This window comes from Thermococcus sp. 21S9 (assembly GCF_012027635.1).
Classification (GTDB): domain Archaea; phylum Methanobacteriota_B; class Thermococci; order Thermococcales; family Thermococcaceae; genus Thermococcus.
On sequence record NZ_SNUS01000001.1, the window covers coordinates 333713 to 345929 of the forward strand.

Sequence of the window (12217 nt, forward strand, 5' to 3'; positions counted from 1 at the left end):
CTCACCTCACGAGGGACTTTATCTCTTCCGGCACGTCCTTGAGGAAAACCGCCACGTGGTAGGCGCTCTTCATGGCGTCGGCAGGGTTCTCGGCCCAGGTAACGACGACCATGTCTCCATCATCAGGTCCAAGAACGGAGAGCTTCTCCGCCAGCTCAGGCATGGTCTCCCTCAGGGGCCTGCCGTCCTCCGGAAAAACTACCTCCCCGTTTTTAACGACGAGAATCATCGCACCCTTGGCGAAGAACCTTATTGCCTCATCGCGAAGCTCGATGCTCTTGAACTCGGGAGGGTCCTTTACGATTAGGGCGTAGGCAGGGAAGCCCTCGACCTTCCCTACCGCGTGAACCTCAGAAAAGGCCCGGGAAAGCCTCTCAACGAGCTCCCTGCCTTTCCCACTGAGGACGTGGCCCCTCTGAGAGGACTCTATGAGCTCCATCCTCGAGAGCTTTCTCAAAAGCGTTCTAACGCTTCCCTCGCCGAGGTCAAGGAGCTCTGAAATCGTCTTCCTCCCGACAGGATTCTTCATCAGGAACAGAACCGCAACCGCGTCTTCAATCGTGAACTCAGGATACGCTCCCCTCTTCCAGCTCATTCTCACCCACCGAGAAAAGTAGGAAAAGGGAGTTAAAAGCTTGCCGTCAGAGCCACTTGGGCTGGAGTCCAGCCCACATGCGCATCTTCTCGTGGGCGATGATGCGCGGGATGTTGTGCATCTCCTTCGGTCCCGGGTTCTTCATATAGAATGCGTTGACCTCGTAAACAGTTCCGAAGGCCTTCTTCTCGACGGCAATCTTTCCGAGCCTGACGAGGTCGACGAGCAGACCAGCGAGGGCCGGGCTGTCGTTTATCCTTCCGGTTATAACGAGCTCGTCGTGGGCGCCGTTGAAGCTGACGTACTCGATGTGCATGGCGATGAACTTCTTGTCGCCGAGGGGCTCGAGGAAGCCGGTCGGCTTGATGTAGTGCGGTGCATCGTAGCCGAGGAGGTCCTTGACGATGGAGCTCTTGGTGAACTCCTTGCTCTTGTTGCGCTCCTTGTCGGTCAGGGCAAGGAAGTCGTTGTTTCCGCCGATGTTGAACTGAGCTATATCGAGGACGTAGCGGTTCCTCTGGGCGAGGTGCGCGAGGACGTCAGCCGTCAGCGGGGTGGCGCCGGTGGCTCCGTCGTCGCCGAAGATGACGAGGTTGCTCTCCTTCGCGAGTTCGACGAAGGCCGGGTCGTTGGCTATAAGCGTTGGAATCGCGTTGACGAAAGCCGCACCGCCGACCTCCTTCGCGTACTTCGCCACTGCATAGGCGTAGACCTGGGTGGCTGTGAGCCTGTCCTTCCTGTCCTCCGCGATGGCCTTCTCAAGCTCCTCCTTCTTCTCGAACGGGACGAAGGCCTCGGTGGTGCAGACGTTGACGAAAACGTCGGGCTTGAGCTCCTTCCACTCGTTGACGAGGTGCTCTACCGCTTCGCTGAGGGTCATCTCGTCGTCGAGACCGGTAGCCTCGAGCGGGAGGTTCCTGAGGCTTCCGAGGTGGACACCCTTCCTGATGGTGATACCCCTGAGGCTCTCCGGGGCCTCCGGGTCGTAGGCCTTGACGACCTCGTGGAGGTCCTTGCCGACCTTAGCCTTGTCAACGTCGTAGGAACCGACGATTTCTATGTCTTTAATCTTAATCGGGAGCTCGTCCGCCAGCGGGACGCCGTAGGGCTCGAGCTTTCCTGCCTTTATCTTCTCAAGACCGCTCGCGAATATGCTTGCAACGTAACCCTGGCCGAGTATAACAACCCTGACCATTTCACCCACCTCCTTTTCGTTGTTCTCAAATATTTTACAGTGGTTAAATAGTTTTTGGTCGCGAAACCTTTCTGGATATAAGGTAAACCGTCGCCCCGACGCGAAGGTTCGTAAGGACTGCGAGGAGCGCGAAGAGCGCCCTGACGGCGAGGCCCGAAGGAACGAGCAGGAACAGCATCGTCAGGAAGACCCTCTCGTCCCTCTTTCCGGGGAGCTTTCTGAGTGCCGGGACTTCCCGGTAGGCGTCCCTGCAGAAGGCCCCCTTAAAGCGCTCGGTCGAGTAACTCACCATGACCGAACCGAGCAGAGCCAGGAGCGCGACCAGATACCAGGGAGGTTCTTTCAGAGCCGAGTAAGCCAGGAGCGCGAGGAAAGAGCCGTCAACGTAGCGGTCGAGGATTGAATCCACGTAGCCACCGAGCCTGCTCGTCCTCAGCTGGGCCCTCGCGAGCTCGCCGTCAACCCCATCGAGGATTGAGCTCACCTGGTACAGGATTCCAGCCAGGGGCAGGCTGACGAGCGTCAGGAAGGCCGAGAGCACGCCAAGGGCGAAGGTAACGACCGTCATCTGGTTTGGAGTGACATTCTCAACGAGGAGATAGCTGATTCTCGTCGAGATTTTTCTGTTAAGGTGTCGGCTGATGAACCCGTCACCGGTCCCCTTGACGGCCGTGAAGACGAGCATCTTTCGGGCCCTCTTGAGCTCCTCCGGCGTGTCCACATCGGTCCAGCCGAGGCCGTCGACGAAGGTAACGGGAAGCTTAGCCCGCCCGACGACCTCGCTGAGGGAGTAGTCACCGTTTTTCTCGTTTTCAAGCCCTTCCGTTACCCTGAAAATCCCTTCATCGAGGACGAAGAAGCCGGTATCAACCGCGTCCCAGTCTTTAAGGCCCTTTCCGATTCGCTCGACCCTGCCGTCCTTCACCCTAACCTTCGTCGCCTCGTCAACGTCAATCCACTTCGGCCTTCGGTCCGCTATGAGGCCGTTTCCCTTTATAGCCTCAGCGACGAAGGCCTCGCTGTAGACGTGGTCGCTCATGACGAGGACGAACCGCCCGGAGAGGTGGCCCTTGGTGAGGTGGAGTGAGTGACCGTTGCCCTTCTCGGGCTCGGGGTTTATCACGAGCTCGGCGTTGAATTCGTTCTTCTCAACGAACTCGCGGTAAAGGGGCGCGTACCGCTCGTTGGTGACGATTACGAACCTCTCAACGCCGTTCCTCTGGAGGAGGTGCATCGTTCGGTACAGAATCTCCCTTCCGGCGACTCTAACGAGTCCCTTTGGCCTTCCGCCCATCCTCGTCCCAAGGCCGGCCGCGAGAATCACTGCAGTTTTTGGAGTCATCGGCATCACCTTTTTAAGGCCCTTGATAAGGCCTCATCAAGAGAACCGAGATTAAATTAACCGCAGGTAATTTAAAGCTTTCGGTGGTGGAAATGCGCGTGGCAGTGCTGTATTCCGGCGGGAAGGACTCGAACTACGCCCTCTACTGGGCGCTCAAGCAGGGATTCGAGGTAAAGTACCTCATCTCGATGGTGAGCGAACGCGATGACAGCTACATGTACCACGTGCCCAACATTCACCTCACGGAACTGCAGGCGAGAGCCATTGGGATTCCGCTCGTCAAGGGCTTCACGAGTGGCGAGAAGGAGAAGGAAGTTGAGGACATGAAGGCCGTCCTCGAGGGCCTGAAGATTGACGGCGTCGTTGCCGGGGCTCTGGCAAGCGAGTACCAGAAGCAGAGGGTTGACAGGGTCGCGAAGGAGCTCGGCATTGAGAGCTTCGCCCCGGCGTGGCACAGGGACCCCGTTGACTACATGCGCGAGCTGATTGGAATCTTCGACATCGTAATGGTCGGAGTTTCGGCCTACGGGTTGGACGAGCGCTGGCTCGGGCGGAGGATTGACGAAAAGGCCCTGGAGGAGTTAGTAAAGCTCCACGAGAGGTACAAAATCCACGTGGCTGGAGAGGGCGGGGAGTTCGAGACCTTCGTCAGGGATGCACCCTTCTTCAAGGCCAGAATAGTCTTCGACGAGGTAGAAAAACGGTGGAACGAGTGCAACTATTCGGGAGTGCTTGAGGTCAAGAGGGCGCACCTTGAGAGAAAGGACAACCTTTAATTTTCCTTCCGCGAAGTTTTATCGGTGGGAGCATGGAGGTTATTGAAGCCGTCTACGACCACGGGGTTCTGAGACCCCTGAAGAAGGTGGACCTAAAGGAAGGCGAGAAAGTTCGCATAGTCCTCAAGAGGTCGCTCTACGAAGTTATCTCGGAACTTGAGAAGGAGTTCGAGGACGTAGATGAAGACCTAAGGGAAGTTCTCGTGAGGTAAACCACTTGCCACTGTCTATTCTTGAAATACCAAAAATTGGGAATAAGGACTTCAGGGCTTCACCCTGACCCAGAACCACGCCTTTGAGCAACCGCCCGAAACGCCACAGCTCGGGAACTCGAGGCTCCACTCCCTGGTCGGAATCGCCGAATCCGGCTCCCAGTCGAAGTAGTCATCGTCGAAGAGGAGTGTTATGGAAACCTGCCCCATCGGGTCGTCGTCGTTGCCCCAGTTTCCTGCATCCTCTTCCCAGCCGTCGTATTCGAGGTAGAGGAAAGGCACGTCCGCCCTCGTGTGGCCGATAATAAGCATCTCCGGCCTTACTGTGAACCTGTTGCCCGAGAGCACGCCCGACTTCGGATAGCGGTTGACGGGCTGAACCGGCGCCATTCCCGTAGTCCTCTCGGCAGTTATATCGGGAACGTCCACATCCTCTGGCTTGAAGGAGATGAACCCGCTCGCGTAGAGGTAGTACTCGTCGTCGCCGAGCTCCGTGTCCTTCGTGAACTGAACGGTGTCGAGGTAGGCCTGAAGGGTGTTGTAGCGGAGCGTCCTCGGGACTTCAACGGTTTGGACGAGGTAGGTAACCCTCATGTTGCCGTCCGTTGACCAGACCTCAATGAGAACTCCGTCGCTGTAATCGGCCCTCGCGTCTATCGCGTAGCCGGAGTAGCCGACCATATCAGGTTCGGTCCCGAAAACGGCCAGAATCCTTGAGCCGTAGAACTCGCTCGCGCTTTCTCCGGTGACGAGCTGGTTGATGAACATGACCCCGTTGTAGCCGTACTTCATCGCGGTTCCGATTTCGCCGGTGGCGAGGCCCAGGGCCGTATCAACGAGGAAGCCAGCCCCGAGCGTTACATACTTTCCGGGGCTGTCGATGTCCCAGCCAGCCGTGTGGACGTAGATTTTCCGGTATTCCCTAACCTCGTCAAGGGGCATCGCGAAAATCGGGTAGCCGTTGATGAAAGGGTAATCCACGCTTATCGCCCTATCATCGTGGTATAAAAGCCGGCTGTGGTCGCCCGCCTCGACCCAGCGCTTTGCTGGATAACCGACGGCGTAAATCGGCCCGTACTTCCAGTTCAGGTCGTTCTCGTGCTCCCAGTAAACAGGGAAGGCCCACGAGACGAGCTGTATTTCACCCTCCGCGCTGTCCTTGTTGCCCTTTATGTAGACGTCCTCGACGACGATGACGAGGTAGCGGTCGACGTCTTTCTCTATGCTGAGCCCGTTGGTGGCGTTCACCCACAGGTTGCTATGGGACGGGAAGCGGGGCTTCATCGAGGGAGCATAGACCTGACCCGAGAACCAGAGGCGGAAGTAGCGCCAGGGGACGAGGGAGAAGAAGTTCTCGATGGTGAACTCGACGACGTGCCGGTCGTTTTCGATGTAAGTTTTAACCTCCCCCTCGCGGTAGACGCTCCCGTGCGCGTCCCTCAACTTAAAGGAGTCCTCGTCTACGTAGGCAATCCAGTCAGCTTTACCGTTGTCGGTGCTGTCGAAGAAGACCTTCATCGGCATCATGTCGCGATACTTCCGGTCATCAAGGTAGAGCCTTATCATCAGGTCGTAGCCCCTCGCCTCCATGTAGAGCTTGCCTTCCCCAGTAAAGAAGCTGGCCGGCGAGTAGTAGTCAATCCAGCCCTTCCCTGCCTCGATTACGAAGCTCCCGGTGTAGGGATAGACGAAGCTCGGGCTCTTGTCGGCCATCGTGCTCCCGTAGATTCTGAGGTAAACCCCCTCGGGGAAAATTTCCGAGAAGTTCTCAACGGTGAAGCTAACGCGCCTTCCGTCGAGCTGGACGTTTCCGGCCCCCACTTCAACCGGCCCCTCTCCTGTCAGCTCGTAGAGGGTGAAGCCCGTGGAGTAAAGGTGGAGCTCCCAGATTCTCCCGAACTCGTCGCCTTCATCAAAGCGGAGAACCGTTGGCGGGTAGGTGTACTTCCTGCCCGAGAGGTCTATGAAAACCGGGATGTGAACGTAGGCGTTGGCCAGGCTCTCGTTCTCGAAGGTTATCGTGAATTTAACGCTCCTTCCGGGGTCGGTCGAGGACGTCAGGAGCGAGACCCGCTCTATACCCTTCCCGTTCGGCTCGAAGGCGTCGCTCCAGATTGGCCCGGCGTAGGTTAGGTTGGCGGTGAGCCTGTAAACGGGAATTATCACAGGCTCGAGCGTGACGTTAAGAAGTCCTATCGAGAAGCCCGGCCCGGTTCCGTTCCCGTTGGTCTCCCCGGCCTCACAGCCGGAATCAGGGTCCGAGCTTTCATCACAGAGAACCTCCCCGTCCTCGTCGTACTGAAGGCTCACGTTCGATGTGGGCGTCTCGGTTTGTGTTGGTGTCTCGGTTTGGGTTCCGGTGTCGGTTTGCGTTTCAGTCGGCGTTTCGGTTATGGTTGAAGTCTGGGTTTCCGGTGTAGTGTCAGTCGAAGAACCGGTGTCAGAGTGCGCTCCGGCATCTTCAGGAGGTGAGCTTCCGGTATCGTCTTCTCCAGTTCCGGTCGGAACACCGATGCCGTTCCCCCCGAGACAACCGCCAGCCAGCACTAACCCGACCAGGAGAAGAGGGAGCAAAACCCGTGAGAATTTTCCCATAGATACACCCCCAGTCCAAACCTCGGCAAGAAAAGAAAGCCACACCGGTCTGGATTATAGACAGTATGCGCTCATTCTATTTAGGGGTTTCCTTGAATCCGTATTCACACGGAAAGGGTTATTAATCAAGCCGAGAACTTACCCCGGGTGGTGGTGTGATAGAGGTTGAGAACCTCGTCAAGCGCTTCGGCGGGAAGGTTGCGCTCAAGGGAATCTCCTTCACCGTCCGCGACGGCGAAATCTACGGCCTCTTGGGCCCAAACGGGAGCGGTAAGAGCACCACGATGAGGATTCTGGCGGGGATTATTCCCCCGAGCGAAGGGAAAGTCCTGGTCGAGGGAATAAACGTCGCCGAGAACCCGATTGAGGCGAAGAAAATAACCGGCTACATACCAGAGACGCCGGTTCTCTACGAGAGCCTGACCCCGATGGAGTTCTTCTCCTTCGTGGGGAGCATTAGGGGAATTCCAAAGGGGGAGCTTGAGGAGCGCGTTGAAAGGCTTGTCAAGGCCTTCGGAATCGAGGAATACCTCGGCGAGCTGATAGGAACGCTCAGCTTCGGGACCCAGCAGAAGGTTTCGATAATAGCCGGTTTGCTCCACGACCCAAAGGCTCTAATCCTCGACGAGGCCATCAACGGTCTCGACCCCAAGAGCGCGCGCATAATGAAGGAGCTCCTCAACGGCTTCAAGGAAGAGGGAAAGAGCATAGTCTTCTCGACACACATTCTCGCGGTTGCCGAGGCGTTGTGCGACAGGATAGGCATAATCTACAACGGCGAGCTGATAGCAGAGGGAACTCCCGAGGAACTCAAGAGCTTCGCCCACGAGGAGAGCCTTGAGGACGTCTTCCTCAAGCTGACCGAGAGTCAGGAGGAGGTAAGCTCTCTCGTCAGGGCCCTAAGGGAGGCCTTCTGATGGAGTGGGAGATAGTAAACGTCCTCTACCGCGAGATGACCTATAAACGGCTGAAGGCCAATCCCCAGCTCTCGACGGACTGGAAGAAGTTCATCAAGGCCTTCAAGCGGAGCGGGAGCCTCAAGAGAACCCTGCTGAGCCAGTCAGCCCTCTTCTTTTTCCTGAGCTTCACCCTCGTACCGGGTGTCTACTACGCGAAAACAGACGGCTCGGCGGTAATCTACGCGAGCTACTGCATGCTCCCGCTGATAATGGCCCTCTACGGAACGGCCGTTACGGCGCAGTATGCCGTCTCGCTCGGCCTCTTTGAACCCTTACTCTCGCTCCCGGTTCGCGTCGGCGGGGAGTACCTCAGCGTAATGCTTTTGATTACACAGCTCCCGTCGGTTCTCTTCCTCCTCCCCCCGGCAGTGGCCCTATCCCTCAAGCTCGGGCCCGTTGCTGGAATCCTTGGCCTCGCGTGGGCTCTTATGGGAGCCTTTATAGGCCACACCCTCGGTCTGCTCATCTACGACCGCTTTGGAAAGGCCTCTGGCGGGAAGTTCTCCGGCCTCAAAACAGCCTTCAAGGCCTTTGGAATACTCCTCGTGATGTCCCTCTTCTACGGCCTGAACTACCTCCAGCGCTACGTTGCAAGCCACTACGAAGCGCTCAAGGGCGTTTTCGAGAAGTATTCCATGGCGTATCCCTTCTCGGTAGCGACCGTCGAGAAGCCCCTCCTCTCGCTGGGCCTCCTGGCCGTTTACGGCCTTGTGATTGGAGCGGTCTACGTTTCAACGGTTAGAAGGCTCTGGAGGAGGGTAAGCGAGGGAACGGCAACCGAGAGGAGGGGTGGAAGGGCGAGGCTCTCGCTCCACAGCCCGGCCTTAGCGCTCGCGCTCAAGGACTTCAAGGTAGCAACGAGGAACACGTCCCTTCTAACGGGCCTGCTGATGCCTGTTGTGGTCATAATCCCATCTCTCGCCGGTGCGTTGAAGTCTGGAAGCGAGGACTCGGCCCTCGGCTTCGTTTTGGCGATTGGTTGGACTTCAGCGATAGCAATAGACGCCGTTTTGAAAATAGACGGTAGGGCCTTTGAAGTCCTTCACTCGCTCCCGCTGAGCCTCCGGACGTTCCTGCGGGGCAAACTCATAACGATGACCGCAGTTCCGGTAACGGCAGGCCTGCTGGCGGTTCTGGGTCTCTCGCTCAGGAACCTGGGCTCCCTGAAGGTCTTCCCCCTCGCGCTCCTCCTGCCAGTAGCGACAGCTGGAACAACGCTGACAATCTTTTACTGGGGAATCAAGGAAGTGGCGCTACCCCAGACGACATGGAAAAAGATGCTCCTGGCTCTGCTCGCGAACGGGCTGATAATTGGAGCTACAGCTGGGCTGTGGTACGTTGAGTGGTTCCTCTCGCTCCCCTTCGTGCTCCTCGTCGATGCGCTGTTGCTCTGGCACCTCAGCAGGTGACGTGGAAGATTCCAAGAACTCTTTTCTTTTCGTGAAGCTCGTTGAATAGCTCCACCGCTTCCCCGGTGGGGAGCTCATAGACTTCCCTGTCCTTGAGAAGCTCTCTGCTCTCGGGGAGTAGCGAGAGGTAGCCGTAGTAGCCGGTGCCGACGATTAGAACCTCGAAGTCCTCAGTCAGGTACTCCCTGAGCTCGTCGGGGTCGAGTCTGTGGCTCGTTCCGTGCTTCGCCTTGCTCAGCCACTTCTTCCTCTTCTCAACCCTTCCGCTCGGATAAACCACGATGTCGTGCTCATATGTTTTTCCGTCAACCACTATCCTCCCGAAGGAGGGATATTCGAGCTTCATGGCACTCACCAGCAGTCCTTTGGGTGCAGTGCGTCCCTCAAAATCTTCGCGTGGTCAAAGGCCAGCGGAAGCTTCTCAACCTTATCAATCGGGATGACGTGGACTTCCTTCGCATCGTCACCGGCCTTCAGCTCGCCTTCCCCAATGCAGAGAAAGGCGACCGAAACGGTGTGTCCCCTCGGGTCTCTGCCCGGGTCGGAGTAAACACCCACCAGTCTGAGTATTCTAACGTCCAAGCCTGTCTCTTCCTTCATCTCCCTCTTCAGGGCTTCCTCAACGGTCTCGCCGTACTCAACGAAACCACCGGGGAGAGCATAAGAGCCCTTGAATGGCTCATGCTTCCGCTTTATGAGAACGACACCGCCCCGATAGAGTATGACACCATCGACAGTTAAGCCTATGCACCTGTGGAGCTCAGCCGTGAGGCCGTATTTTTCTGCGAGAGCCTTAACCTCCTCCCGGAATTCGCTTACATCGGCCTCCTTTGGGGCTTTAACGAGCAGAACGTAACGGTCCATCTTTTTCACCTCAGGGAAGTCCCTTCTCATCAGCTTTCAGCGTGCTGACGTTTCATCATCGGTCGCTTAAAGTTGGGTTCAATCGCTTAAAGCCTCAACGGTTACACCCCTTGCGAGCTCGCTCACATCGTTGATGCTGAAATCCACCGAGCGATACCGGAGAAACAGCGCCGTGAAGGCGACGGCCCGCTTCAGGGATTGAAGGAAGGGGCATGTCAGGTAGAAACCGGTGAAAGCTCCGAGAAAGACGTCTCCCGCACCCGTTGATTCGCCGATGTCAACCTTCAGCGGAATGAAGCGGTAGGGCCTCCCGTGGAGGTAAGCCGTTCCCGGGTTCGGACCGTCCGAGAGGAGGAGAACACCAACTGAGCCGGGGTCAAGGTTCACGTGGGGAAACTCCGCGACGTCGGCGTGCAGAACATCAACCCCGCGAAGGAACGACCCGTCGCGCTCGATGAGCCTTACCGGGCCCTTCTCAGGGGAGCGTATGAAACCCTGAAGGTCGGCCGAGACGAGCCCTGCCTGGTTTAGAGCTTCCCTCACGATGCCCTCTGGAATCTCGTTGGCAACGGGGTTGAGGAGTATGGCATCGTACTTCCGGGCCGGGAGCTCTTTAATGGGGGAGGCGCGTGAAATCAGCCTCAGCTCCCTCCTGTTGGAGTCCAGGTATTTCAGCTCGTAGGACGTTGTTTCATCGGAGGGTAGAACGCTCAGTTTGCCCAGGGAGCGGAGCTCGTCAATCCATTCCTCCGGAAGCTGGGAAAAGCTCGTGAGAATCTCAACGTCGCAGAAGCGCGAAAGTGCCAGGGCGGAGTAGTAGGCACCGCCACCGAGTCTCTCCTCGATTTTCGAACCGCGCCTTATTACATCCCTGACGACGTGGCCGACGACGAGGCACTTCATTTTTACCAGTCCCAATCTTATACTGTTTGTGAGTGCATATTAAAAACCTTTCCCAAATTACCGAAAGGCTTTTAAGGGGGAAAAGCGAAAAGTTTAAAAGGAGATGTCGTTTTGGGGTGGGGCTATGAAGCGCTTAGGGAAGGTTTCTCACTACGCGAAGCAGGGCTTCCTCATAGTCAGAACGAACTGGGTTCCATCGCTCAACGAGCCCGTCGTTGACAAGGATTTGAAGCCGGTAGGCATTGTTAAGGATGTTTTTGGTCCCGTTAATTACCCCTATGTTGCCGTTAAACCCCGTGTTAAGGACCCCGAGAGGTACGTCGGTGCTCTTCTGTACGTGGACAAGAGGAGGAAGGATAAAAAGCCGGGTAAAAAGGCTAAAGTCAGAGGCTCTAAGGGTTCTAAGAGGCCCAAGCGTTCTCGCCCCGCCCCCAGGAGAAGGGGGTGAGAGCGATTACTCCGAAAAGGGTTTGTCCCGTGTGCGGGTCAACCGAGTTTATATACGACCCCAGGAGGGGTGAGATAGTCTGCAAGGTCTGTGGCTACGTCATCGAGGAGAACGTCGTCGATGAGGGGCCGGAGTGGAGGGCCTTCGACCCGGATCAGAGGGCCAAGCGCGCAAGGACCGGCGCGCCGATGACGCTGATGATACACGACAAGGGCCTCTCGACCGATATAGACTGGCGCGACAAGGACATACACGGCAACCAGATAACGGGAATGTACAGGAGCAAGATGAGAAGGCTCCGCATGTGGCAGAGAAGGATGCGCATAAACGACGCCGCGGAAAGAAACCTCGCCTTCGCGCTGAGCGAGCTCGACAGGATGGCGGCACAGATGCGCCTCCCGAGGCGCGTCAAGGAAGTAGCGGCGTCCCTATACAGAAAGGCGGTCATGAAGAAGCTCATCCGCGGTCGCTCGATAGAGGGCATGGTTTCCGCAGCTCTCTACGCGGCCTGCAGAATGGAAGGCATTCCAAGGACCCTTGACGAGATTGCGGCGGTTTCAAAGGTTACGAAGAAGGAAATCGGGAGGAGCTACCGCTTCCTTGCAAGGGGTCTCAACCTGAACCTCCGCCCTACGAGCCCGATAGAGTACGTTGACCGCTTTGGGGACGCCCTCGGTGTCAGCTCGAGGACCAAGGAAAGGGCGAAGGAAATCCTCCGCGAGGCCATAAAGCGCGGTATAACCAGCGGAAAAGGTCCGACCGGACTCGCGGCGGCGGCGCTCTACGTTGCCTCGCTTCTTGAGGGCGAGAAGAAGACCCAGCGGGAAGTGGCTGAGGTCGCGCACGTCACCGAGGTGACCGTCAGGAACAGGTACAAGGAGCTCGTAGAGAAGCTCGGTATAAACGTGCCGATGTGACG

13 protein-coding genes are annotated in these 12217 nt (G+C 57.2%); 6 read left to right on the forward strand and 7 right to left on the reverse strand.

From position 1 onward, the window contains the following. Window position 1: 1 nt before the first annotated feature. Genes E3E28_RS01955 through E3E28_RS01965 form a run of 3 tightly spaced genes read right to left on the reverse strand, consistent with a single transcriptional unit; the run spans window position 2 to window position 3132 of the window. Entirely contained in the window at window positions 2–595 is a 594-nt protein-coding gene (locus E3E28_RS01955) for a DUF4443 domain-containing protein (protein ID WP_167915100.1), read from the reverse strand. Between the two features lie 46 nt (window positions 596–641). After that, complete coding sequence (locus E3E28_RS01960) at window positions 642–1790, reverse strand: inositol-3-phosphate synthase (RefSeq protein WP_167913836.1); 1149 nt, start codon at window positions 1788–1790, stop codon at window positions 642–644. Window positions 1791–1833: 43 nt separating this feature from the next. Further along, window positions 1834–3132, reverse strand: coding sequence for a bifunctional L-myo-inositol-1-phosphate cytidylyltransferase/CDP-L-myo-inositol myo-inositolphosphotransferase (locus E3E28_RS01965; RefSeq protein WP_167915101.1), 1299 nt, complete (start codon window positions 3130–3132; stop codon window positions 1834–1836). Window positions 3133–3224: 92 nt separating this feature from the next. On the opposite strand from E3E28_RS01965, the gene E3E28_RS01970 reads away from it, so the two are divergent. Together E3E28_RS01970 and E3E28_RS01975 are read left to right on the forward strand one after the other, a co-directional pair. Continuing rightward, the gene (locus E3E28_RS01970; protein ID WP_167915102.1) at window positions 3225–3908 is read left to right on the forward strand and encodes a TIGR00289 family protein; all 684 of its coding nucleotides are present in this window, start codon (window positions 3225–3227) and stop codon (window positions 3906–3908) included. 32 nt (window positions 3909–3940) lie between these two features. Continuing rightward, window positions 3941–4120, forward strand: coding sequence for an antitoxin family protein (locus tag E3E28_RS01975; RefSeq protein WP_167913837.1), 180 nt, complete (start codon window positions 3941–3943; stop codon window positions 4118–4120). 51 nt (window positions 4121–4171) lie between these two features. Here the strand turns inward: E3E28_RS01975 and E3E28_RS01980 are convergent, their stop codons facing one another. Beyond that, the gene (locus E3E28_RS01980; RefSeq protein WP_167913838.1) at window positions 4172–6715 is read right to left on the reverse strand and encodes a hypothetical protein; all 2544 of its coding nucleotides are present in this window, start codon (window positions 6713–6715) and stop codon (window positions 4172–4174) included. 155 nt (window positions 6716–6870) lie between these two features. Between E3E28_RS01980 and E3E28_RS01985 the strand changes: the two genes are divergently transcribed. Together E3E28_RS01985 and E3E28_RS01990 are read left to right on the forward strand one after the other, a co-directional pair. Then, window positions 6871–7632 (forward strand): ABC transporter ATP-binding protein, encoded by a 762-nt coding sequence (locus tag E3E28_RS01985; protein ID WP_167913839.1) that lies wholly within the window; start codon window positions 6871–6873, stop codon window positions 7630–7632. After that, the gene (locus E3E28_RS01990; protein ID WP_167913840.1) at window positions 7632–9083 is read left to right on the forward strand and encodes a hypothetical protein; all 1452 of its coding nucleotides are present in this window, start codon (window positions 7632–7634) and stop codon (window positions 9081–9083) included. The genes E3E28_RS01985 and E3E28_RS01990 overlap by 1 nt, the downstream gene beginning before the upstream one ends. Here the strand turns inward: E3E28_RS01990 and E3E28_RS01995 are convergent. The 3 genes from E3E28_RS01995 to E3E28_RS02005 form a co-directional block, all read right to left on the reverse strand. Then, entirely contained in the window at window positions 9073–9429 is a 357-nt protein-coding gene (locus E3E28_RS01995) for an Mth938-like domain-containing protein (RefSeq protein WP_167913841.1), read from the reverse strand. The two genes, E3E28_RS01990 and E3E28_RS01995, sit on opposite strands and share 11 nt — an antisense overlap. A gap of 5 nt (window positions 9430–9434) precedes the next feature. Beyond that, a complete protein-coding gene (locus tag E3E28_RS02000; protein ID WP_167913842.1) occupies window positions 9435–9947 on the reverse strand; it encodes an NUDIX hydrolase in 513 nt (170 codons plus the stop codon). A gap of 78 nt (window positions 9948–10025) precedes the next feature. Then, window positions 10026–10865: a carbohydrate kinase gene (locus tag E3E28_RS02005; protein WP_342764464.1), complete on the reverse strand. Its 840-nt coding sequence runs from the start codon at window positions 10863–10865 to the stop codon at window positions 10026–10028. Between the two features lie 109 nt (window positions 10866–10974). Here E3E28_RS02005 and E3E28_RS02010 point away from each other — a divergent pair, with 109 nt between their 5' ends. Together E3E28_RS02010 and E3E28_RS02015 are read left to right on the forward strand one after the other, a co-directional pair. Next, window positions 10975–11298, forward strand: a complete 324-nt coding sequence (locus tag E3E28_RS02010; protein ID WP_167913843.1) for a Gar1/Naf1 family protein — start codon at window positions 10975–10977, stop codon at window positions 11296–11298. Window positions 11299–11303: 5 nt separating this feature from the next. Continuing rightward, the gene (locus tag E3E28_RS02015) at window positions 11304–12215 is read left to right on the forward strand and encodes a transcription initiation factor IIB (RefSeq protein ID WP_042693272.1); all 912 of its coding nucleotides are present in this window, start codon (window positions 11304–11306) and stop codon (window positions 12213–12215) included. Window positions 12216–12217: the final 2 nt, after the last annotated feature.

What these genes read in the sequence shown, in the direction of transcription:
- E3E28_RS01975 (WP_167913837.1), top strand. Translation starts at nt 3,941, where the DNA reads ATGGAGGTTATTGAAGCCGTCTACGACCACGGGGTTCTGAGACCCCTG.
- E3E28_RS01955 (WP_167915100.1), bottom strand. Translation starts at nt 595, where the DNA reads ATGAGCTGGAAGAGGGGAGCGTATCCTGAGTTCACGATTGAAGACGCG.
- E3E28_RS01980 (WP_167913838.1), bottom strand. Translation starts at nt 6,715, where the DNA reads ATGGGAAAATTCTCACGGGTTTTGCTCCCTCTTCTCCTGGTCGGGTTA.
- E3E28_RS01960 (WP_167913836.1), bottom strand. Translation starts at nt 1,790, where the DNA reads ATGGTCAGGGTTGTTATACTCGGCCAGGGTTACGTTGCAAGCATATTC.
- E3E28_RS01990 (WP_167913840.1), top strand. Translation starts at nt 7,632, where the DNA reads ATGGAGTGGGAGATAGTAAACGTCCTCTACCGCGAGATGACCTATAAA.
- E3E28_RS02000 (WP_167913842.1), bottom strand. Translation starts at nt 9,947, where the DNA reads ATGGACCGTTACGTTCTGCTCGTTAAAGCCCCAAAGGAGGCCGATGTA.
- E3E28_RS01965 (WP_167915101.1), bottom strand. Translation starts at nt 3,132, where the DNA reads ATGACTCCAAAAACTGCAGTGATTCTCGCGGCCGGCCTTGGGACGAGG.
- E3E28_RS02010 (WP_167913843.1), top strand. Translation starts at nt 10,975, where the DNA reads ATGAAGCGCTTAGGGAAGGTTTCTCACTACGCGAAGCAGGGCTTCCTC.
- E3E28_RS01970 (WP_167915102.1), top strand. Translation starts at nt 3,225, where the DNA reads ATGCGCGTGGCAGTGCTGTATTCCGGCGGGAAGGACTCGAACTACGCC.
- E3E28_RS01995 (WP_167913841.1), bottom strand. Translation starts at nt 9,429, where the DNA reads ATGAAGCTCGAATATCCCTCCTTCGGGAGGATAGTGGTTGACGGAAAA.